Source organism: Pseudomonas sp. LBUM1659 (assembly GCF_059716045.1).
On the sequence record NZ_CP166797.1, the window covers coordinates 1,877,452 to 1,899,207 of the forward strand.

22 protein-coding genes are annotated in these 21,756 nt (G+C 60.1%); 13 read left to right on the forward strand and 9 right to left on the reverse strand.

What is annotated here, in order from left to right; genetic code table 11:
- The first annotated feature begins 119 nt into the window (after nt 1-119).
- The 3 genes from kdpC to ACA048_RS08515 all read left to right on the forward strand — a co-directional run bounded on the left by kdpC (nt 120) and on the right by ACA048_RS08515 (nt 4,205).
- Complete coding sequence (gene kdpC, locus ACA048_RS08505) at nt 120-665, forward strand: potassium-transporting ATPase subunit KdpC (RefSeq protein ID WP_497628744.1); 546 nt, start codon at nt 120-122, stop codon at nt 663-665.
- Nucleotides 666-806: 141 nt separating this feature from the next.
- Entirely contained in the window at nt 807-3,458 is a 2,652-nt protein-coding gene (locus ACA048_RS08510) for a DUF4118 domain-containing protein (RefSeq protein ID WP_497628745.1), read from the forward strand.
- Nucleotides 3,459-3,506: 48 nt separating this feature from the next.
- Nucleotides 3,507-4,205, forward strand: a complete 699-nt coding sequence (locus tag ACA048_RS08515) for a response regulator (protein ID WP_497629826.1) — start codon at nt 3,507-3,509, stop codon at nt 4,203-4,205.
- A 122-nt stretch (nt 4,206-4,327) separates the two neighbouring features.
- On the opposite strand, the gene ACA048_RS08520 is transcribed toward ACA048_RS08515, so the two are convergent.
- Nucleotides 4,328-5,368, reverse strand: coding sequence for a patatin-like phospholipase family protein (locus ACA048_RS08520; RefSeq protein WP_497628746.1), 1,041 nt, complete (start codon nt 5,366-5,368; stop codon nt 4,328-4,330).
- 225 nt (nt 5,369-5,593) lie between these two features.
- Here ACA048_RS08520 and ACA048_RS08525 point away from each other — a divergent pair, with 225 nt between their 5' ends.
- The 3 genes from ACA048_RS08525 (at nt 5,594) to ACA048_RS08535 (ending at nt 7,668) form a co-directional block, all read left to right on the forward strand.
- Nucleotides 5,594-5,872: a hypothetical protein gene (locus ACA048_RS08525; RefSeq protein WP_223519144.1), complete on the forward strand. Its 279-nt coding sequence runs from the start codon at nt 5,594-5,596 to the stop codon at nt 5,870-5,872.
- Between the two features lie 45 nt (nt 5,873-5,917).
- Nucleotides 5,918-6,685: a CHAD domain-containing protein gene (locus ACA048_RS08530; protein WP_497628747.1), complete on the forward strand. Its 768-nt coding sequence runs from the start codon at nt 5,918-5,920 to the stop codon at nt 6,683-6,685.
- Nucleotides 6,686-6,870: 185 nt separating this feature from the next.
- Nucleotides 6,871-7,668 (forward strand): acyl-CoA thioesterase, encoded by a 798-nt coding sequence (locus ACA048_RS08535; protein ID WP_497628748.1) that lies wholly within the window; start codon nt 6,871-6,873, stop codon nt 7,666-7,668.
- Here ACA048_RS08535 and ACA048_RS08540 read toward each other — a convergent pair whose 3' ends face one another.
- From ACA048_RS08540 to ACA048_RS08550, 3 genes are all read right to left on the reverse strand, one after another.
- Nucleotides 7,669-8,034, reverse strand: a complete 366-nt coding sequence (locus ACA048_RS08540; protein ID WP_497628749.1) for a terminase — start codon at nt 8,032-8,034, stop codon at nt 7,669-7,671.
- 129 nt (nt 8,035-8,163) lie between these two features.
- Entirely contained in the window at nt 8,164-9,645 is a 1,482-nt protein-coding gene (locus ACA048_RS08545) for a methyl-accepting chemotaxis protein (RefSeq protein WP_497628750.1), read from the reverse strand.
- 234 nt (nt 9,646-9,879) lie between these two features.
- Complete coding sequence (locus ACA048_RS08550; RefSeq protein WP_497628751.1) at nt 9,880-10,689, reverse strand: TatD family hydrolase; 810 nt, start codon at nt 10,687-10,689, stop codon at nt 9,880-9,882.
- A gap of 235 nt (nt 10,690-10,924) precedes the next feature.
- Between ACA048_RS08550 and ACA048_RS08555 the strand changes: the two genes are divergently transcribed.
- From ACA048_RS08555 to ACA048_RS08565, 3 genes are all read left to right on the forward strand, one after another.
- Nucleotides 10,925-12,346: an MltF family protein gene (locus ACA048_RS08555; protein WP_497628752.1), complete on the forward strand. Its 1,422-nt coding sequence runs from the start codon at nt 10,925-10,927 to the stop codon at nt 12,344-12,346.
- Between the two features lie 103 nt (nt 12,347-12,449).
- Nucleotides 12,450-12,884, forward strand: coding sequence for a DoxX family protein (locus ACA048_RS08560; RefSeq protein ID WP_497628753.1), 435 nt, complete (start codon nt 12,450-12,452; stop codon nt 12,882-12,884).
- Between the two features lie 247 nt (nt 12,885-13,131).
- On the forward strand, nt 13,132-13,440 hold the full coding sequence (locus ACA048_RS08565) for a hypothetical protein (protein ID WP_007943613.1): 309 nt from the start codon (nt 13,132-13,134) through the stop codon (nt 13,438-13,440).
- Nucleotides 13,441-13,443: 3 nt separating this feature from the next.
- Here ACA048_RS08565 and greB read toward each other — a convergent pair whose 3' ends face one another.
- The 3 genes from greB to ACA048_RS08580 are packed head-to-tail and all read right to left on the reverse strand — an operon-like array spanning nt 13,444 to nt 17,163.
- Entirely contained in the window at nt 13,444-13,941 is a 498-nt protein-coding gene (gene greB, locus ACA048_RS08570; protein WP_007943614.1) for a transcription elongation factor GreB, read from the reverse strand.
- Nucleotides 13,942-13,975: 34 nt separating this feature from the next.
- Nucleotides 13,976-16,480, reverse strand: a complete 2,505-nt coding sequence (locus ACA048_RS08575) for an ABC transporter permease (protein ID WP_497628754.1) — start codon at nt 16,478-16,480, stop codon at nt 13,976-13,978.
- Entirely contained in the window at nt 16,480-17,163 is a 684-nt protein-coding gene (locus tag ACA048_RS08580) for an ABC transporter ATP-binding protein (protein ID WP_007943616.1), read from the reverse strand. Before ACA048_RS08580 ends, ACA048_RS08575 begins: the two co-directional genes overlap by 1 nt.
- A gap of 10 nt (nt 17,164-17,173) precedes the next feature.
- On the opposite strand from ACA048_RS08580, the gene ACA048_RS08585 reads away from it, so the two are divergent.
- The 3 genes from ACA048_RS08585 to ACA048_RS08595 all read left to right on the forward strand — a co-directional run bounded on the left by ACA048_RS08585 (nt 17,174) and on the right by ACA048_RS08595 (nt 19,201).
- Nucleotides 17,174-17,779: an arylesterase gene (locus ACA048_RS08585; protein WP_497628755.1), complete on the forward strand. Its 606-nt coding sequence runs from the start codon at nt 17,174-17,176 to the stop codon at nt 17,777-17,779.
- A gap of 56 nt (nt 17,780-17,835) precedes the next feature.
- Nucleotides 17,836-18,129, forward strand: coding sequence for a hypothetical protein (locus tag ACA048_RS08590; protein ID WP_003226812.1), 294 nt, complete (start codon nt 17,836-17,838; stop codon nt 18,127-18,129).
- 100 nt (nt 18,130-18,229) lie between these two features.
- Nucleotides 18,230-19,201, forward strand: coding sequence for a L,D-transpeptidase family protein (locus ACA048_RS08595; RefSeq protein ID WP_497628756.1), 972 nt, complete (start codon nt 18,230-18,232; stop codon nt 19,199-19,201).
- Between the two features lie 124 nt (nt 19,202-19,325).
- Here ACA048_RS08595 and oprI read toward each other — a convergent pair whose 3' ends face one another.
- Nucleotides 19,326-19,577, reverse strand: coding sequence for an outer membrane lipoprotei OprI (oprI, locus tag ACA048_RS08600; protein WP_007943620.1), 252 nt, complete (start codon nt 19,575-19,577; stop codon nt 19,326-19,328).
- 638 nt (nt 19,578-20,215) lie between these two features.
- On the opposite strand from oprI, the gene ACA048_RS08605 reads away from it, so the two are divergent.
- A complete protein-coding gene (locus tag ACA048_RS08605) occupies nt 20,216-20,497 on the forward strand; it encodes a GNAT family N-acetyltransferase (RefSeq protein ID WP_477802062.1) in 282 nt (93 codons plus the stop codon).
- A 65-nt stretch (nt 20,498-20,562) separates the two neighbouring features.
- On the opposite strand, the gene ACA048_RS08610 is transcribed toward ACA048_RS08605, so the two are convergent.
- Nucleotides 20,563-21,639: a 3-deoxy-7-phosphoheptulonate synthase gene (locus tag ACA048_RS08610; RefSeq protein ID WP_452625501.1), complete on the reverse strand. Its 1,077-nt coding sequence runs from the start codon at nt 21,637-21,639 to the stop codon at nt 20,563-20,565.
- Between the last annotated feature and the right edge of the window lie 117 nt (nt 21,640-21,756).

Below are 21,756 nucleotides of genomic sequence, written 5' to 3' on the forward strand. Positions count from 1 at the left end.
CACGGTTTGAGGTGTTCCCAAAGCCCGTGTACGACGCCAAGCCGTAGGAGCAAAGCTTGCTCGCGATGAATCCAACAGCATGCACCAGATATTTGTTATCCGAATTAGAGGATTTTGAAATGACCACAATGATTCGTCCGGCCTTGAGCCTGCTGGTCCTGATGACCCTGATCACCGGTGTCGCCTACCCCTTGGTGGTCACCGGTGTCGCCCAGGTCGCGTTCCCGGATCAGGCCAATGGCAGCCTGGTGCGCGATGCCGACGGCAAGGTCCGCGGCTCGTCCCTGATTGCCCAGGATTTTGTCGGTGACGCCTGGTTCCATCCACGCCCCTCCGCCGGTGCGTTTGCCACCGTGTCGAGTAGCGCGAGCAACCTTTCGCCGAGCAATCCGGCGCTGGCCACTCGCGTGATCGACGATGCCAACAAGTTGCTAGTGCCGGGGCAAGGGCCTGTGCCATTGGCCATGGTGACCACCTCCGGCAGTGGCCTCGATCCGCACTTGCCACCGGCCGCGATTGCCTATCAACTGGCGCGAGTTGCCGCCGCCCGGAACCTGCCGGTGGCGACCCTTCAGCAATTGCTGGATGCGCACATCGAGCAGCCGTTGGTGGGGCCGCCGGTGGTGAATGTGCTGGCGCTTAACATCGCGCTGGAAAACCTGTAGATCGGTGGTGCTGCCAATCGCGAGCAGGCTCGCTCCCACAGGGAATGCATTCCAGTGTGGGAGCGGCGGTGCGACGATTCGACTTGCTCGCGAAGGCGGCAGAACAGTCACCCCATTAACATCCGAACAAAGAGAGCAAGCATGAGTGACTCCGGCCGCGCCGACGCGTTGTTAGCAGACCTGCCCCGCGATGGCCGTGGTCGGCTCAAGGTTTTCCTCGGCGCCGCGCCCGGTGTCGGCAAAACCTACGCCATGCTGCAAGCCGCTCACACCCAACTGCGCCAAGGCGTGAAGGTCATTGCCGGCGTGGTCGAAACCCACGGCCGCGCCGAAACCGAAGCGCTGCTCGGCGGCCTGCCGCAACAGCCGTTGGTGCGCTCGGAATACCGTGGCGTGATGCTCGAAGAAATGGACCTCGACGGTCTGCTCGCGGCCAAACCCAAACTGGTGCTGGTGGACGAACTGGCCCACAGCAACGCCCCTGGCAGCCGCCATACCAAACGCTGGCAAGATATCCAGGAATTGCTCGCCGCCGGCATCGACGTCTTCACTACGGTCAACGTCCAGCACCTGGAAAGTCTCAATGATCAAGTGCGCGGCATCACCGGTGTGCAGGTTCGGGAAACTCTGCCGGACTGGGTGCTGCAAGAAGCCTACGAACTGCTGCTGATCGACCTGCCACCGCGCGAACTGCTGGAGCGTTTGCGCGACGGCAAGGTCTACGTACCGGAGCAGGCGCGGGCGGCCATCGACGCGTTTTTCACCCAGACCAACTTGACCGCCCTGCGCGAGATGGCGATGCAAACCGCCGCCGCTCAGGTCGACAATGACCTGGCTCAGGGGTATCGCCAACTCGGTCAAGCGGCGCCAGCGGTGCGCGGTCGCCTGCTGGTCGGTGTCGATGGTGATGCTCAGGCCGAGCGTCTGGTGCGTCACGCCAGTCGTGTCGCCCAGCGTCGGCATTTGCCATGGAGTCTTGTGCATGTGGACAACGGCAGTGTGCGCGATGAGCAATCGCGCCTGCGCCTGCAAAGTGCCCAACAATTGGCCGAACGCCTCGGTGGCGAAGTGGTGTTGTTGCGCGCTGGCGAAGTCGCGAAAACCCTGATCCAGCACGCCGCCGAACGCCGCGCCAGCCTGGTGCTGGTCGGCCAGTCCCGGCAGCGTCTGCGTCGACGCTTGTTCGGCGGTGGTTTGGCATCGCGCCTGCTGCGTGATGCGCGCGGGCTGGAAATCAACGTCCTCGACAGCGATCACCTGCCGCATCAACCGCGCCAGCGTTCGACTCAATTACTGGTGTGGTTCGATTACGCGCTGGCGGCGGTGGCGACGGTGTTGGCCAGTGCCTTGGCCTGGGGCGTGGCGAGTATTTTGCCGCTGCCCAACATCTCGCTGGTGTTCCTCGCCGCCGTGTTGCTGGTGGCGGTACGCAGCAGTCTTGGTCCGGCGCTGGCCTGTGCGGCGCTGTCGTTTCTGACCTATGACTTTCTGTTCATCCCACCGAATTTTTCCTTCGCCATCCAGCGCGAAGAAGACGTGCTGACCTTGCTGTTCTTCCTGCTGATGGCGGCGCTCACTGGCAACCTCGCGGCCCGGCAACGGCGGCAATTGCAGGCGCTTCGTGACACTCAGGAAGAAACCACCGAGCTGCTCGACCTGTCGCGCAAACTGACCGCCGCCACTGACCGTCAAGCCGTGGTCAGCGCCGCCGCTCAGCACCTCAACGGTTGGAGTGATTTGCAGCTGTGCTTGCTCAATCAAGACGGGCAGGGGGGCTGGAAAGTTGAAACCGGTGGCCCGCTGGAGTTTTCCGAAGCCGAACGCGCGGCCGCCGATTGGGCCTGGCAACACGATCAACCGGCGGGCGCAGGCACCGGCACGCTGCCGTTGGGGCGTTGGTGGTGGTGGCCGTTATCCGTTGAAGACGGGCCACTGGCATTGCTCGGCGTGTGTGCTAAAGAAGGCCAGACATTAAGCGGCCAGCGTCGGCGTTTGCTGACCGCGTTAAGCCAGCCGCTGGCCCAGGCGCTGGCCCGTGCACAACTGGCCGAAGACCTTGAAGCGGCGCGACTGCACGGTGAAACCGAGCAGCTGCGCAGCGCACTGTTGGCCTCGGTGTCCCACGATCTGCGCACGCCGTTGACGTCCATGCGCGGCAGCATCGACAGCCTGTTGGCCCTCGGTGAAGCCATTCCGCTGGAGGATCGCCGCGAACTGCTCGAAGGCACCCGTGATGAAGCCGAGCGCCTGGATCGCTACATCCAGAATCTGCTGGACATGACCCGCCTGGGCCACGGCGCGTTGAAGCTGGCGCGTGATTGGGTGTCGCCGGCCGACATTGTCGGCAGTTCGCTCAATCGCCTGCGCGCAGTGTTGGCGCCGTTGCAGGTCAGCACTGATGTGCCGTCGGAGTTACCGCTGCTGTTTGTCCACGCGGCGCTGATCGAACAGGCGCTGGTCAATGTGCTGGAAAACGCCGCGCGATTTTCACCGGCGCATGGGCGTCTGCAATTGCGCGCCGGGGCCGATGACCACGAGCTGTTTTTTTCGGTGAGCGATGAAGGACCGGGCATTCCGCAGGAGGAGCGGGCGAAGATTTTCGACATGTTCTACACCGCCGCGCGCGGTGATCGGGGCGGGCAGGGCACCGGACTGGGGTTGGCGATTTGCCAGGGCATGGTCGGTGCGCACGGCGGGCGGATCAGCGTCGCCGACGGCATTGAAGGGCGTGGGACCTGCATCACTCTTCACTTACCCCTGCAGGAGCAACCGGCCTTTGAAAGTGAGCGCTGAAGTGAAGCCTGATACCCTTTGGACATCTCCATGCCACGATCAGAAACCATGAGCCAGACCGCAACCATTTTGGTCATTGACGACGAACCGCAAATCCGTAAGTTCTTGCGCATCAGCCTGGTCTCCCAAGGCTACAAAGTGCTGGAGGCTGGCACCGGCACCGAAGGCCTGGCGCAAGCGGCGCTGAACAAACCGGATTTGCTGGTGCTTGACCTCGGTTTACCCGACATGGACGGCCAGCAAGTGCTGCGCGAGTTTCGTGAATGGTCGACGGTGCCGGTGCTGGTGCTGTCAGTGCGTGCGGGTGAAGGGCAGAAAGTCGAGGCACTGGATGGCGGCGCCAATGACTACGTGACCAAACCCTTTGGCATCCAGGAATTTCTGGCGCGGGTGCGCGCCTTGTTGCGGCAAGCGCCAGTGGGTGAGGCTCAGCAAGCGGCGCTGACGTTCGGCCCGTTGACCGTGGACCTGGCGTATCGGCGAGTGCTGCTCGAGGGCGTCGAAGTGGCGCTGACACGCAAGGAATACGCGGTGCTGGCGCAACTGGCGCGGCATCCGGGGCGGGTGATTACCCAGCAGCAACTGCTCAAGGATATCTGGGGGCCGACCCATACCGAGGACAGTCATTACCTGCGGATTGTGGTGGGGCATTTGCGTCAGAAGTTGGCGGATGATCCGACTCAGCCTCGGTTTATCGTGACCGAGGCGGGGGTTGGGTATCGGTTGTTGAGTGAAGTAAGCCTTTAGTTTTTTGCTGACTGTTCCGGCCTCATCGCGAGCAGGCTCACTCCCACAATGGGATGTGTGTACGCCTTCCCCTGTGGGAGCGAGCCTGCTCGCGATGGGGCCGTTCGATTCACTCGAGAACCTCAGGAATCCCGTTCACTCTCATACCGATCCATCGTATCCCGCGCAATCTCCCGACCCAGCGCGATCAACTCCGGTGCCTTGTAGAACTCGAAAAACCGGCAAACCCGCTTCGGCACGTTGATCAAAATATCCGGCGGATATCCGGCGATCTTGTATTGCGCCAGTGACGTTTGCATCACCTCGAAACTCTGGTTGATCAGGTCAAGCAATGATGCCGGCCCAACGTTATCGATGATGAATGATCCCGTGGCCGACTTCGGCGCTCCATCGCGTTCAGGGGCTGCGGCCGGTTGCTGGGCTTCGGGGTTGGCAGATTCGACCCAAGGGTTGATGTCGGCCGCTTCCGCCATCAATGCTTCCTTTTCCAGCAGTAGCAATTTTTCCGCCTGACTGCGTCGGAACGGCATCTTCGAACCCAGTGAATTGATCAAGCTGTCGAATCGGCTCTTGAAGGCCGCCGGGCGCTGGATAACCGGCATTTGATAGTGGCGCTGGTTGGTAGAGTTAAGGTTGACCGCGATGATCAGGTCGCAGTGACTCGACACCACCGGCACGATCGGCAACGGGTTGAGGATGCCGCCATCCACCAACATCCGGTTGCCTTGCATCACCGGGGTGAAGAGGCTGGGGATCGCCGCCGAGGCGCGCATGGCCTGGTGCAGGCAACCTTCCTGGAACCAGATTTCCTGCTGGTTGGTCAGGTCCGTGGCCACGGCCGTGTAGGGAATGCGCAGGTCTTCGATATTGATCTCGCCGACGATCTTGCGGATCTGCCCGAAGACCTTTTCACCGCGAATCGCGCCAAGTCGGAAACTGACGTCCACCAGGCGCAACACATCGAGGTAGTCCAGGCTCTCGATCCAGTTGCGATACTCGTCAAGTTTGCCGGCGGCATAAATCCCGCCGACCACCGCCCCCATGGAACAACCGGCGATGCAGGCGATGTCGTAGCCACGCCGCTCGATCTCTTCAATGACACCGATATGGGCATAACCTCGGGCTCCACCTGAGCCCAGTACCAGTGCGATACGCTTTTTCATGAATCGCCCTCGTCTGACAAGGTTCAACAATGCACCCATCGAGGGGCGTGCTTCAATCGCCAAGGTCGCTCGATGGGCCGAGTGCGTCGTTTTTTCGACACTCCATGGCGGCAGATGGCTATTCTTGCGCACTCTATAGTGATTTTGCTTAGGGCGGCCAAGGCACTTTTCACCCGCCGGGCCGTCTTACCTGCACGACTGTTGACCTGACTTGAGGTGGTATTGATGAAAGCCTGGATTTGCGTACCTTTGATTGCTCTGGCGCTCGCCGGTTGTGCCGGCAAAACGGCCTACCGCGAAAGCTGCGGTAGCCAGATTGATGCCGCGTGGCGTGAGCTAGACTTGGCCAAGGCCGAAGGTTTCGCCGGGACTGTCAGCTACTCCAAGGCCTTGTCGTTGCTGACCGGTGCCAAGACCCAGCAACAATTCGAAGCTTACGAAGGTTGCACCAGCAAGGCCGAAAAAGCGCGCTTCTATATTCGTGAGTCTCGTGCCGGCCGTTGAAGCAGGATGTAGGCAATAAGGGACACTCGATTCTGGGAGCAAACGATGTCTGATTTGGTTGATCGGTTGGTGGCTCATGTTCTGGGCCTTGAAGTCCGCTTATTGGCCTGTCAGGCACGATTGAGCGCCCGCACTGACCCTGAAGCGTTGCACGAGCTGCGCACCACGGTTCGCCGTTTACGCAGCCTGTTGCGACCCTTGCGCGGCCTGCCCGGCGTCGAGCAGGTCGAAGTGGCGGCGGCCCGGGTCGGCGAGCTGACCACGCCGTTGCGTGATCGCGAAGTGCTGGCGGCGTATTTGCTTGAGCACGGTCAACCCGAAGCCGCGCACTGGCGCATGGCGCAGATGGCGCAGGCGTATCCGGCGGTGGCGACGAGTCCTGAGCTGGCGCAGTTAATGATGATCTTGGATGCCTTTCCGCGTTTCTTGCGCGCTTCCCAACGTCAGGGGTTGCTCAAGGGCTTGCGCAAGCGTATTGAAAAACGCTTGGGCAAACAGTGGAAGAAACTGGATGTTGCACTGCACGATCCGGCCCACGACCGTCACCGTTTGCGCCTGTTGATCAAGCGTGTGCGCTATGGCATCGAAGCCTATCCCGAACTGGACCGTTTGCCGAAGGCCGCCTTGCCCCGATTGAAAGCGGCTCAGGGCGCTTTGGGTGATTGGCATGACAGTTGGCAATGGCTGGCCAGGGCTGTAGAAGAGCCAGATTTGCTGCCTTGTGTCGCCGTCTGGAAAACCACGTTGGCCGATGCTGAAAGTCGCGCTGACCGCGTTCTCGACAAACTCAGCGCTACTTGCTTCAAATCCTGAAATCACCATAGATCCAATGCAGGAGCGAGCTTGCTCGCTCCTGCATTGGATAGGTGTTGGATGAGGATTCGTATTCCAAAGCGGGCGCGGCTCTTCTGTCAGTGCTTTTGGCCAGAATAAGTGCTGTATCAACGTCGCTGGCTGGTTAAGATCCCTCTCTACTTTTTCCCGTCTCTGAGGTTTTCATGCGTTTTTGCGATTTGCTCGACGTCGTCCGCCGGCAACCGCTGGAGCTGTCTATTCCGGCTGGATGGGCGCAGGGACGTGCCAGTTTCGGTGGCCTGGTGGCGGCGTTGCAATACGAAGCCATGCGCGCAAAAGTCCCGGCAGACCGGCCGGTGCGTTCGCTGGCGATCACCTTTGTCGGACCGGTCGAGCCTGAAGTACCTGTCAGCTTTGAGGTCGATGTGTTGCGCGAAGGCAAAGCCGTCAGCCAGGTGCTGGGCCGGGCAATGCAGAAGGGGCAAGTGGTGACATTGATCCAGGGAAGCTTCGGTGCGTCACGCCCCTCGGAGGTGTCGGTGACGGCCGAGCCAGCACCCGACATGAAGCACTGGGACGAGTGCCAGGAGTTGCCCTTCATCCCGGGTGTGATTCCGGAATTCATGCAGCATCTGGCGATGCGTTGGGCTGTCGGTGGCATGCCGTTTACCGGCAACAACTCTCGCGAGATGGGCGGTTGGGTGCGTTTGCGCGGGGACGTGAAGGAAGAGGCCGTCACCGAGTCGCATATCCTCGCGCTGGTGGACGCCTGGCCGCCGTCCTTGTTGCCGCACCTGAAAAAAACGGCGATGGGCAGCACGTTGACCTGGACTATCGAATTCGTCCAGCCGTTGCTGGAGTTAAGCACGCTGGACTGGTGCAAATACCTGGTGGAAACCGAGCATGCGGCAGACGGCTACGGTCATGCGGCCGCGAAGTTGTGGAGCGCGGACGGACAGTTGATCGCCATCAGCCGGCAGACGGTAACGATTTTCGCCTGATCAGTGCCGACGGTGGCGCTCACGCCAGGCGCGCCACCAGCCGCCGCTGAGGAAAAACCGCGGGAAGGTCAGGAACTGCTCGACCAGCAGGCGTGACACCGCATCTTTGCGATCACTGAATGGCTCGGAGGCTTGCGCCTCCAGGATGTGACCGTGACGTTGCAGCCCCAGCGCAGCGAGCAGGCCGATCACCGCGATGGCGATGTTCACCAGGCTCAGGCTGAATACCCCGGAAACAATCAGCAGAAACGCCACTATGAACAGCGGCATGGCAATCAGGTGCAGCACCAGGTTGGTCGGATGCTGATGATTGTTCGGGTACGCTCGCCATTGCCAGGCGGGTAGGTTGGGGTGACGTTTGCCCATGTTGAAACTCCTCAATCCGGGTTGACCATATGTTTGAAGAATAGGCGGGGGGAGGGCGGTCGGAGAATCGAGGTTGGCTATGGGGGTGATAGGTCGGGATTGATGTTGGCCGGGCTGACGATGGGGTCCTCAGAGCTTGAGCTGTCCGATCGCCTTGCTCAACTCCCCAGCCAACGCCGCCAGCTCATGACTGGTAGTCGCTGAATTGATGGTCTGCTGGACAGTGTTCTCGGTCACATCGCGAATACTCACTACCGCCCGATTCATCTCTTCCGCCACCTGGCTTTGCTGCTCGGCCGCCACCGCAATTTGCGTATTGCTTTCACGCATCTGCGCCATGGCGCCGGTAATCTCTGCCAGCGCGGCACCGGCCTCTTGAGCCTGTTTTACGCAGTCGTCGGACTTGAATGAGCTGTCTTGCATGAAGTCCACCGCGTCTCGAGTCCCGGCCTGCAAGGCGGACACCATCAGGGTGATCTCGTCGGTGGAGGTCTGAACACGTTTGGCCAGATTGCGCACTTCATCGGCAACGACCGCAAAACCTCGACCCATTTCACCGGCGCGAGCCGCTTCGATGGCCGCATTCAGGGCCAGCAAGTTGGTTTGCTCGGCAATGCTGTGAATCACGCTGACCACGCCGTTGATTTTCTGACTGTCTTCGGCCAGGCGTTGAATCATCTCGGCCGTCTGCTGCACACCGCTGGACAACCCGGCAATCGACATCTGCACTCGACTGACCACCTGCTGCCCACGGCCCGCCAGCGTGTCTGCCGTTTGCGAGAGGTCGCGGGTGGCGCCAGCGTGTTGGGCGATGTGATAAACGGTGGCGCTCATTTCATTGATCGCCGTGGCCGCCTGATCGGTTTCGCTTTGCTGGCCGAGCATGCCCTGGCGCACTTCGTTCATGCTCGAAGCCAGGCGTGCGGCGCCGATATCCAGTTGCCGCGCAGTGCTGGCGACCGTGTTGACCACCCGTTGGTAGCCGGCCTGCATCGCGTTGAAGGCGTTGGCCATCTGCCCGACTTCATCCTTGCAGGCCAGCGGTACACGGGCGGACAGGTCGCCGGTTTTCTCGACGTGGAGCATCACGTCTTTCAAGGTGTTGAGCTGACTCAGCAAGAAGCGGATCAACAATTGCGAAGCGCCCAGCATTGCCAGCATCAGAATAAAAACGGCCACTGCGTAGGCGGCGAAGCGCTCATTGAAGACTTGGCTCAGGCTCGGGCCAAAGACGATCACCGCGACGTGCAGGCCGTCCTGACGCGTGAACACCTCGGCCCCCATTAACGGGTTATCGCCGAACAGCGGCATTGAGTTGATGTCGACCCAGCCGTGGCTATCCGTCAATTCCAGTAGCGGCTGATCGTTCAGTAACGGCGCTTGCCCGCGACCGAAGATCAGCAGGTTGTCGGCCTTGGGCAGCGGTTGGCCGGGTGGCCACGCGCTGAGCAATCGAGCCTGCGCCTGAGCGCTTGCCTGCGCGGCGTGACTGCGGGCCTGTTGTTCGAGCTGTACGGCGTACAACACCAGCAACAGCGTCGTGAAGAAGGCGACCGCATTGACCGCCCAGAATTTGTATTTCAGCGAGATGTTGCTAAGCCAGGCACCCATGGAGGTCTTCTCTGATAGCGGAAACAGCATTGGCAAGGTGCCAGCATTGTGCCGCTACTCAGGAACACTGAATTTGATATGGGTCAACATCCACCACAGATCCCCTGTGGGAGTGAGCCGGCTCCGGGCGGCGTTCCGAAGAAAGCGTCAGCACTTTCAACATCAATGTGTCAGACAGACCGCTATCGTCGGAACGCCGCCCGGAGCCGGCTCACTCCTACAGGGGATCGGTGATTACTGGGGAATTGTTGGCAAACCGAAGAACGCTCGTGCACAGGCAGTGGTGTGATCAGCCACATCCTCCAAAGTCTCCCCACGATGCAACGCCACCTCCCGCAACACTTCTGTCAAATACGCTGGCTCGTTGCGACCGTTTTTCGGCTTGGGCCGCAAACTGCGTGGCAGCAGATACGGGGCATCGCTTTCCAGCATCAACCGGCCCTGTTTGATCTCCTTCACCAACGGATGCAGGTGCGTGCCCCGGCGCTCGTCGCAGATCCAGCCGGTGATGCCGATGTGCAGATCCAGATCGAGGTAACTGAACAGGGCTTTCTTTTCGCCGGTGAAGCAATGCACCACGGCGGCCGGCAATTGATCTCGGTAATCACGCAGGATTTCCAGCAGTCGCTGACTGGCATCGCGTTCATGCAGGAACACCGGCAACTGCAACTCGACCGCCATCGCCAGATGCTCTTCGAGGACCTTTTCCTGCTGTGGACGGGGCGAGAAGTCGCGATTGAAATCCAGCCCGCATTCGCCCACGGCCACCACGTTGGGCTCCCTGAGCAAGCTGCGTAAACGCTGCGCGCTGTCAGCGTTCCAGTCGGTCGCCGCATGCGGATGAATGCCGGCCGTGGAAAACAGCCGTTGAGCTGTTTCGTCCAGTTGTTGGCACAGTTCAAGAGCCTGTTCACTGCCCTCGACATTCGTGCCGGTCAGGACCAATTGGCAGACCCCCGCGGCATACGCGCGGTCGAGTACGGCCTGGTGTTTGTCGGCAAAACTGGGGTTGGTCAGGTTGACGCCGATATCGATGAGTTGCATGGTGCTACCTCGGACCAAAGGCCGGAAAGCATATCAGAGCTGTAGATTTATAAGAAAAGCCAAGAACTACAACGAGTTAAAGCTGTCTCTTGATGCCGCGAGACAAGACGGGGTGGCCAAGGTGCCATCACTGTGCCAGTCTTTCGCACTTTGCCAGCGCTCATGGCGCTCTGTTTCTGACGATCGATTTCATGATTTTTTTGGAAGTCGGCCCAGTATTCTTTCCGGAGAGTGGATGATACGTCCCTCGATATTGCTAGTGCTGTGCTGTTCGTTGCTGCTGCCGATGCCGGCGGTTGCGCGTCTGGCCGGGCCGCTGCAAGCCGTGCCGGCGGCCAAGGTGCGCGACCTGGCGGAGATTCGCAGCAGCCGGGTATTGCGGGTGCTGGTCAACCAGAGCCGCAACAGCTCCGGAGAAGTCCAGGGCCAGGCCATCGGTGTCGAATACCACCGCTTGCACGCCTTCGAGCAATACCTCAACGGCCACGCCCGTGACGGTCAGGAAATCAACCTCAAGATCATCCCCAAAGCCAAGGATCAACTGCTCGGCGCCTTGCAGCGCGGGGAGGGGGATCTGGTCGCGCCCGGGGAGTTGCTCGATTTGCAGCCAGGCTTTGCGGTCAGCAGCAGTGAACCGCTCGCCAGCAATATCCCGTTGGTGCTGGTGGGGATCAAAGGTGAGCGTCGTTACACCCGTGTTGAACAACTCTCGGGCAAAACCCTGGCGCTGCCCAATGGCAGTGCGGCCGGGGATGCGGTGAGCCGGATCAATTCCAAACTGGCGCTGCACAAGTTGGCACCGATAACGATCGAATGGGTCGATCCCAGTCTTGCTGTCGAAGACGTGCTGGAAATGGTTCAGGGCGGGATCTTTCACCTGACCATTGTCGAGCAACCGATTGCCGAGCGCTGGGGCAAGATCTTGCCCAAATTGCGCTTCGACAGGCAGGTGCAAATTAGCGAACCGGGCGAAGAGTTCTGGTTTGTGCGCCGCGATGCGTCGATGCTGCGGGCGAGCATTGATCGTTTTCTGACGACGTACAAGAAACCGTCGGACCAGGACGTGGCGTTTCTGCGGATCTATCGGCGGCTGTACCAAGTGCACTATCCCCTGGCCAAGGCCGACCGCCAGCGCCTGGAGAAACTGCGACCGGTGCTGCAAAAGCATGCCGATGCCCAAGGCATGGACTGGTTGAACCTGGCGGCGCTGGCGTTCAAGGAGTCAGGACTACAACCCAATGCCCGCAACAGTGGCGGCCCCACGGGCCTGATGCAAATCACCCCGTCTGCCGCCCAGCGAGTGGGGGTCAACAACATTCAGGACCTCGACGCCAATGTCCAGGCCGGGGCCAAGTACCTGGCCATGATCCGCCGCAAGTTCTTCGCCAGCCCCAAACTCAACGAGCGTGAGCGCATGGCGTTTGTGCTGGCCGCCTACAACATTGGCCCGGAGCGGGTTCAAGGTATGCGCGCCGAAGCCCGGCGCCGTGGCCTGAACCCCAATCAGTGGTTCTTCCAGGTCGAGCGCATTGCCATGGAGCAGGTGGGCATGGGCCCCGTCAGCTATGTTAATAGCGTGAACAAGTATTACCTGGCATTCGATCGTGAGAGGGAGACGCTGGAGCCGCAGGGGCAAAAAGTTGTCTCTCTAAAATGATCAGCTAATTTGATTGTTATGTCGCAATGATTGCGCTTTTAATATCTGCTTTATCGATTAGCATGGCGCCCAACGAACACACACTCACAATGGATGACACAGCATGAGCTCACTGATCAACAAGGTACTGTTTACCCGCGCCGGTTTCGGCCTGACCGCCATACGGATCGTTGTCGGGATCATTTTCGCAGCTCACGGCTCGCAGAAACTCTTCGGCATGTTTGGTGGTTACGGCATTGCCGGCACTGCCCAGTACATGGAAAGCCTGGGTCTGGCGCCGGGTCATCTGATGGCGATTCTGGCCGGTGGTACCGAGTTCTTCGGCGGCCTGGCCCTGATCATCGGCCTGTTGACTCGTCCTGCTGCACTGGGGCTGATCTTCCTGTCGCTGGTCGCGATTTTCTCGGTGCATATTCATAACGGCTTGTTCATGGCCAACAACGGTTATGAATTCGCCCTGGCCTTGCTTGGTGGCAGCGTCGCGGTATTGATCGAAGGTGCCGGCAAGCTGTCGGTAGACCGCGCCATCAGCGAGTGACCGCTCTGGTTCAACGAAAAGGCCTGCATTGCGCAGGCCTTTTTTGTGTGCGTCATTCTTGACACTGTCCGGTCAGCTTCTCTAGGATGTTGCCCATGCGCCGATTTAAACAGCTACTTGCGGGGCGCCAGGTGACTCAATCAGTTGCCGATAGAAGCTTGAAACAGGCTTCGAAATACCGCTAAAGCGCTGGTTCGGTGTTGCCTCTCACCTGCCATGCAGACTTTTGAGGCAGAGACACGACTCGATGAACGCACTTAGCCCCACAGTACGTCCCGCGCCGATCACGGCACATCTCACCCAGCGCAATCCAAAAATCCTGCTTGGCGGTCAACATCAGCCGACACTTCTGCGTTATCTCGATGGCTGGCCACGTCGTACCGGCGGGCCTGCTGCGTTCCTGATCCAGTTTGTCGAAGACGGCGAATCGCTGGCTCGATTTGCCAGCGACAGTTTTGACCTGGCGGTGATTCAATCACCCAGCCTCGAAGACGCCCCGGAAATGATCAGGCAGTTGACCCGCGTTGCCCGACAAGGCCTGATCACCCGCCGCTGAGGTTCAAAGGTACTCAATCGCCACGATATACACGCATTGCTCACCGGTCGGTGTCTGGACGCGAACTTCGGCGTCCAGCGCCTTGCCGATCAGCGCGCGGGCGAGCGGTGAGTCGATGCTGATCAGCCCCAGTTTCAGGTCCAGCTCATCCGGCCCGACAATGCGGTAGCGCGACTCTTTGCCATCCTCGTCTTCGATCGTGACCCAGGCACCAAAATAGACCTTGTTCGGATCGCTGGGTTTTTCGCTGACCACCTTGAGCGCTTCCAGCCGCTTGGTGAGAAAGCGCACGCGGCTGTCGATTTCTCGCAGCATCTTTTTGCCGTAGGTGTATTCCGCGTTCTCGGAACGATCACCCTGCGCCGCAGCCTCGCTCACCGACTGCGTCACCTGCGGTCGCCGTACATGCCAAAGCTCATGAAACTCGGCCCGCATCCGCGCTTCACCCTCGGGGGTGATCAGCGCGGTGCCAGCGGGGCGGGGAGGGCGATAACGGCTCATGGCAACTTCTTGTAATGGAGAAGGTTCGAGTCTATCAACCCTCGCGCAACACTGTCAGAGGGCTGGCGTTCAACGCACGACGGGTACCGAACACTCCGGCGCCGCCAATCAGTACTGCGCCGATCAATGGCAAGACCAGTAACCACGGATGCGGATGCCACGGCAGGTCAAATGCGTAGCGGTAGAGCACCAGGCTTACCAGTTCCGAGCCCAGTGCCGCCAATAAGCCGCTGACCGCGCCAAGTAAACCGAACTCGATCCGTCGGGCCTTCACCAGCAATTGCCGTTCGGCCCCCAGCGCTCGCAACAGGGCGCCTTGTCGGATGCGTTCATCGAGCGTCGCCTGCAAGCCGGAAAACAACACCGCCATCCCCGCCGCCAAGACAAACAACAACACATATTCCACCGCCAGCGTGACCTGGGCGAGGATGCTGCGCAGCTGCTCCAGCAATGCTTCGACTTGCAGAATGGTCACCGCCGGGAAGCTGCGCGACAGGTCGACAATCTGCTGATCATGACCGGCCGCCAGATAGAAACTGGTCAGGTAAGTCGCTGGCAAATCCTTCAAGGTGCCAGGCTGGAAGATCATGAAGAAGTTCGGCTGGAAGTTGTCCCAGTTGATCTCTCGCAAGCTGGAGACTTTCGCTTCACGATTGACTCCGCCCACGGTAAACACTAAATGGTCGCCGAGCTTGAGCTTCAGGCTTTCTGCCACTTTACCCTCGACAGAAACGCCGGGAACATCGTCGGGTGACTGTTCTGTCCACCAGTTGCCCGCCGTGAGCTTGTTACCCGCCGGCAAGTCGGCGGCCCAGGTCAGGCTCAGGTCACGCTGGATCGCTCGATCACCCGCCGTATCCTTGCTGACGATGTCCTGCACCGGCTCGCCGTTGATGCTGATCAGTCGGCCCGGCACCACCGGGTAAAGTGGTGCGGACTGCGCTGACAGTTGGATCAGGCGATCCGTAAAGGCCTGTTTGTCCGCCGGCAGGATGTTCAGCGCAAAGTAATTCGGCGCGTTTTTTGGCAGCTGGTTCTGCCAGGTGTCCAGCAGCTCACCCCTCAGCAGCGCGATCAGCGCCATTGACAGAAGAATCAGGCCAAAGGCCAAGGCTTGTCCCGCTGCCGCCAGCGGATGACGCAGCAGCTGGCCCAGCCCGAGGCGCCAGGGCAGCGAAGCGCGGGCCAGCATCCGACGCAGGCTTTTCAGCAGCAGCAAGAGCAAACCGCCGAGTACCAGCGCGGCGATCACGCCACCGCCGAGCAGGGCGAACGTCAGCACCAGGTCGAGGCTCAGGCGCCACATGATCAGGCCAAGGGCGCCCAAAGCAGCGCCATAGACCATCCAGGTGCTGGACGGAATCGGCAGCATGTCCCGACGCAACACCCGCAGCGGCGGCACGCGACCGAGTGCGGCCAGCGGTGGCAGGGCGAATCCGGCCAGGGCAACGAGCCCGGTGCCTATCCCGGCGATGGCCGGCAGCAAACCACCCGGCGGCACATCGGTCGGCAACAAATCATGCAGCAACGCAAACAGCCCCAGCTGTGCCAGCCAGCCGAGGAAGGCGCCACTGAGGCTGGCGAGCAGGCCGAGTACCGTCAGCTGCAAACTGAACAGCATCATGGTTTCCCGGCGTGACAGACCCAGGCAGCGCAGCAAGGCACTGGCGTCGAATCGGCGCGTGGCGAAGCGAGTGGCAGACAGCGCCACCGCCACACCGGACAGCAGAACCGCCACTAGACTCGCCATGTTGAGGTAGCGCTCGGCCTTGCCCAGCGCGCCGCCAATTTGTCGGTTGCCGTCGCGGGCATCCTGCAGGCGCTGGTTGGCAGCCAGACCAGGCTTGATCAGTTGGCGATAGGTTTCCAGTGCCTCGGCTTTACCCCGCCAGAGCTCGCGGTAACTGACTCTGCTTCCGGGTTGCACCACACCGGTGGCGGCAAGGTCGTTAAGGTTGATCAGCACGCGTGGCGTGAGGCTGTAGAAGTTGCCGGCCCGGTCGGGTTCGTAGGTCAGGACTCGCGCCAGTTTCAGGGTTTTCATGCCGACGTCGATGCTGTCGCCGATCTTCAAATCCAGCGCCGTCAGCAGTCGCGCCTCAACCCAGGCTTCACCGGATTTCGGTCCGCCTCCGGGTGCTTGCGGGGCGAAGGGCGCCGGGGCACTTTTCAGTTCGCCGCGCAGTGGGTAGACGTCATCAGCAGCTTTGATGCTGGACAGCTGAATGCCGTTGTCAGTGGCGATGACGCTGGAGAACTCCACCACTTGAGCGTGTTCAAGCCCCAGTTCCATACCGCTTTTGATCTGTTCGGGTCGTGCTGGTGAACTGCCTTCGAGCAACAGGTCGGCACCGAGAAACTCGGTGGCGCGCAACATCATGGCGCCGTTCAGGCGGGCGCCGAAATAGCCGATGGCGGTACTCGCCGCCACGGCTACCAGCAAGGCGAAGAACAACACGCGCAACTCACCGGCGCGGGCATCGCGCAGCAGTTGGCGGATGGCAAGACTGAACAGGCGCAACAGCGGCAGGCGTGCCATCAAGGCTCCAGAGGGGCGACCAGCAGGCCGGCTTCAAGGCGGATCAGGCGCCGGCAGCGATGTGCCAGGCGTTCGTCGTGAGTCACCAGCACCAGCGTCGTGCCGCGTTCCTGGTTGAGTTCGAACAACAGATCACTGATGCGCTCGCCGGTGTGGCTGTCGAGGTTGCCGGTAGGTTCATCGGCGAACAACACATCGGGTTCAGCGGCGAACGCCCGGGCAATTGCCACGCGCTGCTGTTCACCGCCCGAGAGCTGGCGCGGTGAGTGCGTCAGGCGCTGGCCCAGGCCGACCCGTTGCAGCAACTCGGTGGCACGCTCGCGAGCATCTTTGCGGCCATCGAGTTCCAGGGGCAGCATGACGTTTTCCAGGGCGTTGAGGCTGTCGAGCAATTGAAAGGACTGGAACACAAAACCGACATGCTCGGCCCGAATGCGCGCGCGTTGATCTTCATCGAGCGTGCTCAGCCCTTGCCCGGCCAGCGTGACTTCGCCGCTGCTGGGCAGGTCGAGCCCGGCGAGCAGGCCGAGTAGGGTGGATTTGCCGGAACCGGAGGCGCCGACGATAGCCAGGCTGTCGCCCTTGTTCAGTTCCAGGCTGAGTTCGTGCAGGATAGTCAGTTCACCTTCCGCGCTGGGGACCACTTTGCTGAGGTTCTTCGCGGTGAGAATGCTTGCGCCCATGGAGAATCCGATGCGTGTGTGGTTTTTGAGTGCTGGTCTGGCCTTGATGTGTATGGCCCAGAACGCAGCGGCGGGTACTGTCCTGATTGTTGGCGATAGTATCAGCGCGGGTTTCGGACTGGATACCCGGTTGGGGTGGGTCTCGCTGCTGGAACAGCGGCTCAAGCACGAAGGTTTCGACGATAAGGTGGTCAACGCATCCATCAGCGGCGACACCAGCGCCGGAGGCCAGGCACGCCTGCCTGCGCTGCTTGCAGAGCATAAGCCGGAACTGGTGATCCTCGAATTGGGCGGCAATGACGGACTGCGTGGAATGCCCCTGGCTAATTTGCAACAAAACCTTGCTTCGATGATCGACACCTCCCGCGACAACGGTGCCAAGGTCCTCCTGCTGGGCATGCAATTGCCGCCCAATTATGGCGCTCGTTACACCGAGGCCTTTGCCAAGGTCTACAGCACGCTGGCCAACGAGAAAAACCTCGCGCTGGTGCCGTTTTTTCTCGATGGCGTGGGCGGCCATCCGGACTTGATGCAGGCGGACGGCATACACCCGGCGGCCGGGGCTCAGGACAAGTTGCTGGAAAATGTCTGGCCTACGCTAAAACCGCTGTTATGACGCTTTTCTAGGCGCAGGCTTTCGGCTATGGTGGCGCCCCCGATTTGGAGCCCCCGATGCCGCGTCCTGCCTGGTCACTTTTTGCCTATCAACTGATCGAGCCTGACGAACAGCTGGATCTGTTCGCCTGCCAGGAAGTGCGGGTACATCTGGTAACCCGTCAGCTGGAGCTGGGCGGCTCGGCGGACCGAACCTTGTGCGGCAGCCTGTTGCCGGCGCAGCCGCGTTGGTCGAGTGTCGATCGTCGAGTGTTCCAGGACCAGCGTCTATGCTCGCTGTGCCGGGCCATTCTGGAGTCGCAAAAACGCGGTACCTCGCCGATCTGGCCAGAGCTACGGTTCGAGCTCTAGCGCATAAAAGGTAGCGTGCTATCGGCCGACTCCCCGAATTTACGGGCGTCGGTGTACAATCCCGCTCTTACCCCTTGTCGATCTGCGAAGGACTTTCCGGATGTTGCCGCGTTTTCCTGCCGTCACCCGCTTCCTGTCTCTTGCCGCCCTTTGTGTGGCTGGCCCAGTTGCAGCATTGGAGTTTCCCCTGCCACCGCCCGGTGAAGACATCATCGGTCAGGTGCAGGTTATCAAGGCCAAGTACGAAGATACCTTCGCTGACCTTGGTACCGCTTACGACCTGGGCTACACGGAAATGGTCGCGGCCAACCCGGGTGTCGATGCATGGTTGCCGGGCGCCGGCACCGAAATCATTCTGCCAACACGTTTCATCCTGCCGCCGGGACCGCGTGAAGGCATCGTGATCAACCTGGCTGAATACCGGCTCTATTACTTCCCGAAAGGCCGGAATGTGGTTTACACCTTCCCGCTGGGTATCGGTCGTGAAGGCTGGGGCTCGCCAATTGCCCACACCAACATCACCGCGAAGACGCCGAACCCGACCTGGACCCCTCCAGCGTCGATCAAGGCCGAGCACGCCGCCGATGGGGATCCGCTGCCTAACGTGGTGCCGGCAGGCCCGGACAACCCGCTGGGGCCGTTCAAGTTCACATTGGGCACGCCGGGCTACCTGATCCACGGTTCTAACAAGAAGTTCGGCATCGGCATGCGCACCAGCCACGGCTGCTTCCGCATGTTCAACAACAACGTGCTGGAAATGGCCGGTATGGTGCCGGTCGGAACGTCGGTGCGCATTATCAACGACCCGTACAAGTTCGGTATGAGTGCCGGCAAGGTTTACCTGGAAGCGCACACGCCGCTGGATGACAAGGGCAACCCTTCGGTAGTCGACAAGCACACCGCGGTTATCAATGCGATGCTCAAGCGTGAGGACATCACCAACAACCTGCGCATGAATTGGGATGTGGTGCGCGACGTGGTTGCCGCTGAAGATGGCTTGCCGGTGGAAATCGCCGTGCCGAGCAATGCCGCGCCAATGATGTCGAGTGCGCCGCTCGATCCATTGCAGTAAGGCTTGAAAGAAACCCGCCGACGCAGGCCGCGTCGGCGGGTTTTTTATTGCCGGAAGGAAAGCATCAGGCAATAAAAAGCCGACCCATAAAATGGGTCGGCTTGATAATAATCCCTAGGGATTATTACTTGCGGCTAGCTTTGTCCAGCATGCGCAGAGCACGCTCGTTAGCTTCGTCAGCAGTCTGTTGTGCTTTTTGAGCAGCAGCCAGAGCTTCATCAGCTTTACGGTAAGCTTCGTCTGCACGAGCCTGGGAGCGAGCAGCTGCGTCTTCAGTAGCGGTCAGACGTGCTTCGGTTTCTTTCGATGTGCTGCTGCAACCGGTAGCCAGAACTGCGGCCAGGGCCAGAGCAGAGAATTTCAGAACGTTGTTCATCGTGTTCCCCTTCAAGGACTTTCTATTAATTTAGCTGTCTCCTCAGAGTGAGGAAATAGCCGGCGTACATACTACTCATTACTACTCGTAAGTAAACTGACGTACAGCAAGAAGCAAAAAAAATTGTAGGCTTTGATTCTTTTTCGAGCAACTTTTAACTGCGTTGTTTAAAAAATATCCATCTGCGAGGCCCGAGATGAGCGAGGCGCCGAGGAAAAGTTCCGCGCGCTCCCCGTGTTTTTTCAGTCTTGGCTAAAGTCTGGCTAGATGAATTCGTCCATACTTTTGTTCGAATTTTGCACAGCAGCTCTCATAATCTTATCCATGTAGAGGTGACTTTAAGAGAACGGCTTCGTCTTATGTCTCAACATCCGGCAATGTTCAGGCTATCGACCCGCAAAGACCGTCGGTCGAGCCGTCCCTGCGTACCCTGGAGCAGCACCCGCTGGCTAAGCATGATGACGAGCGCACCTTGAGCATTTCTGCCAATGGTGCCTACTATTTGTACGTGCTCGGTTGCGCGAGATCGGTGCAGCTCTTCTCAGTGTCCATTCAGGCACGGGGTGGCGTAGATGTTCCTTCGCCGGAAAAACATCGGTAAGGTAGAGGTCAGATTTCAAGACCCGCGAGGAGTAGTGATGAGCGAGGCGTTGTCCATCCACCATGACCAGGCTGGTCATCAGTTCGAGACCACTGTGGACGGTCATCGTGCCTACCTGACCTATATGGATCTGGGGAAACAGACCCTGGATATCTATCGCACCTTTGTGCCCAACGCATTGCGTGGTCGTGGCATTGCCGCAGCCTTGACCGAGAAGGCGCTGGAGTACGCAGAAGAAATGGGTTACACCGTGATCCCATCGTGCTCTTACGTCGAGCGCTACATGGAACGTCACCAGCGGCACGCCGCCAAGCTGTGACCAAAACGAACGCAAAAAAAAACGCCAGGTTTAAGCCTGGCGTTTTTGTGTGCGCTAAACGGTGATCAAGTGCGATCGCGTTTAGGCAGCACGTCCTTGAGCTTGGCATGCATGCTGCGCAAGGTGTTTTCGGTGGCGGACCAATCGATGCAGGCGTCGGTGATCGACACGCCGTATTGCAGGTCGGCGAGGTCTTTCGGGATGGCCTGGCAGCCCCAGTTCAGGTGACTCTCGACCATCAAGCCGATGATCGACTGGTTGCCTTCGAGAATCTGGTTGGCAACGTTCTCCATCACCAGCGGTTGCAAGGCCGGGTCCTTGTTGGAGTTGGCGTGGCTGCAATCGACCATGATGTTCGGCTTGATCTTCGCCTTGTTCAGCGCTTGCTCGCAGAGCGCGACGCTGACCGAGTCATAGTTCGGCTTGCCGTTGCCACCGCGCAGTACTACGTGGCCGTAGGCGTTGCCCTTGGTGGTGACGATCGACACGCCACCTTCCTGGTTGATGCCCAGGAAACGGTGCGGGCTGGAAACCGATTGCAGGGCGTTGATCGCCACTGTCAGGCCGCCATCGGTGCCGTTCTTGAAGCCGACTGCCGAGGACAGGCCGGAAGCCATTTCGCGGTGAGTCTGGGACTCAGTGGTGCGCGCACCGATGGCCGACCAGCTGATCAGGTCCTGCAGATACTGCGGGGAGATCGGGTCGAGGGCTTCGGTCGCGGTCGGCAGGCCCATTTCGGCCAGGTCCAGCAACAATTGACGACCAATGTGCAGACCATCCTGGATCTTGAACGAGTCGTCCAGGTACGGGTCGTTGATCAAGCCTTTCCAGCCGACGGTGGTGCGCGGCTTCTCGAAATACACGCGCATGACCAGATACAGGGTATCGGACACTTCGGCGGCGAGTACCTTCAGGCGATCGGCGTATTCGTGGGCAGCCTTGATGTCGTGGATCGAGCAAGGCCCGATGACGACGAACAGGCGGTGGTCGGTGCCATCCAGGATATTGCGAATGACTTCGCGGCCCTTGGTGACGGTGCGCAGGGCGGCGTCGCTCAGAGGGATATCGCGCTTGAGCTGGTCAGGAGTGATCAGCGTCTCGTTGGAGGCGACGTTTAGGTCGTTGATCGGTAAATCAGCCATCGTTTACTCGTCAGGTCACGGGTGCCGGCCGCCAGCGAACCCGCGCGGCGGAGCACAGCAAATTAAGCGCGTCGGGGAGCCGAACCTTAGCGCGTTATCCGCCTGCTCGACAATGGG

What these genes read in the sequence shown, in the direction of transcription:
- kdpC (WP_497628744.1), top strand. Translation starts at nt 120, where the DNA reads ATGACCACAATGATTCGTCCGGCCTTGAGCCTGCTGGTCCTGATGACC.
- ACA048_RS08510 (WP_497628745.1), top strand. Translation starts at nt 807, where the DNA reads ATGAGTGACTCCGGCCGCGCCGACGCGTTGTTAGCAGACCTGCCCCGC.
- ACA048_RS08515 (WP_497629826.1), top strand. Translation starts at nt 3,507, where the DNA reads ATGAGCCAGACCGCAACCATTTTGGTCATTGACGACGAACCGCAAATC.
- ACA048_RS08520 (WP_497628746.1), bottom strand. Translation starts at nt 5,368, where the DNA reads ATGAAAAAGCGTATCGCACTGGTACTGGGCTCAGGTGGAGCCCGAGGT.
- ACA048_RS08525 (WP_223519144.1), top strand. Translation starts at nt 5,594, where the DNA reads ATGAAAGCCTGGATTTGCGTACCTTTGATTGCTCTGGCGCTCGCCGGT.
- ACA048_RS08530 (WP_497628747.1), top strand. Translation starts at nt 5,918, where the DNA reads ATGTCTGATTTGGTTGATCGGTTGGTGGCTCATGTTCTGGGCCTTGAA.
- ACA048_RS08535 (WP_497628748.1), top strand. Translation starts at nt 6,871, where the DNA reads ATGCGTTTTTGCGATTTGCTCGACGTCGTCCGCCGGCAACCGCTGGAG.
- ACA048_RS08540 (WP_497628749.1), bottom strand. Translation starts at nt 8,034, where the DNA reads ATGGGCAAACGTCACCCCAACCTACCCGCCTGGCAATGGCGAGCGTAC.
- ACA048_RS08545 (WP_497628750.1), bottom strand. Translation starts at nt 9,645, where the DNA reads ATGGGTGCCTGGCTTAGCAACATCTCGCTGAAATACAAATTCTGGGCG.
- ACA048_RS08550 (WP_497628751.1), bottom strand. Translation starts at nt 10,689, where the DNA reads ATGCAACTCATCGATATCGGCGTCAACCTGACCAACCCCAGTTTTGCC.
- ACA048_RS08555 (WP_497628752.1), top strand. Translation starts at nt 10,925, where the DNA reads ATGATACGTCCCTCGATATTGCTAGTGCTGTGCTGTTCGTTGCTGCTG.
- ACA048_RS08560 (WP_497628753.1), top strand. Translation starts at nt 12,450, where the DNA reads ATGAGCTCACTGATCAACAAGGTACTGTTTACCCGCGCCGGTTTCGGC.
- ACA048_RS08565 (WP_007943613.1), top strand. Translation starts at nt 13,132, where the DNA reads ATGAACGCACTTAGCCCCACAGTACGTCCCGCGCCGATCACGGCACAT.
- greB (WP_007943614.1), bottom strand. Translation starts at nt 13,941, where the DNA reads ATGAGCCGTTATCGCCCTCCCCGCCCCGCTGGCACCGCGCTGATCACC.
- ACA048_RS08575 (WP_497628754.1), bottom strand. Translation starts at nt 16,480, where the DNA reads ATGGCACGCCTGCCGCTGTTGCGCCTGTTCAGTCTTGCCATCCGCCAA.
- ACA048_RS08580 (WP_007943616.1), bottom strand. Translation starts at nt 17,163, where the DNA reads ATGGGCGCAAGCATTCTCACCGCGAAGAACCTCAGCAAAGTGGTCCCC.
- ACA048_RS08585 (WP_497628755.1), top strand. Translation starts at nt 17,174, where the DNA reads ATGCGTGTGTGGTTTTTGAGTGCTGGTCTGGCCTTGATGTGTATGGCC.
- ACA048_RS08590 (WP_003226812.1), top strand. Translation starts at nt 17,836, where the DNA reads ATGCCGCGTCCTGCCTGGTCACTTTTTGCCTATCAACTGATCGAGCCT.
- ACA048_RS08595 (WP_497628756.1), top strand. Translation starts at nt 18,230, where the DNA reads ATGTTGCCGCGTTTTCCTGCCGTCACCCGCTTCCTGTCTCTTGCCGCC.
- oprI (WP_007943620.1), bottom strand. Translation starts at nt 19,577, where the DNA reads ATGAACAACGTTCTGAAATTCTCTGCTCTGGCCCTGGCCGCAGTTCTG.
- ACA048_RS08605 (WP_477802062.1), top strand. Translation starts at nt 20,216, where the DNA reads ATGAGCGAGGCGTTGTCCATCCACCATGACCAGGCTGGTCATCAGTTC.
- ACA048_RS08610 (WP_452625501.1), bottom strand. Translation starts at nt 21,639, where the DNA reads ATGGCTGATTTACCGATCAACGACCTAAACGTCGCCTCCAACGAGACG.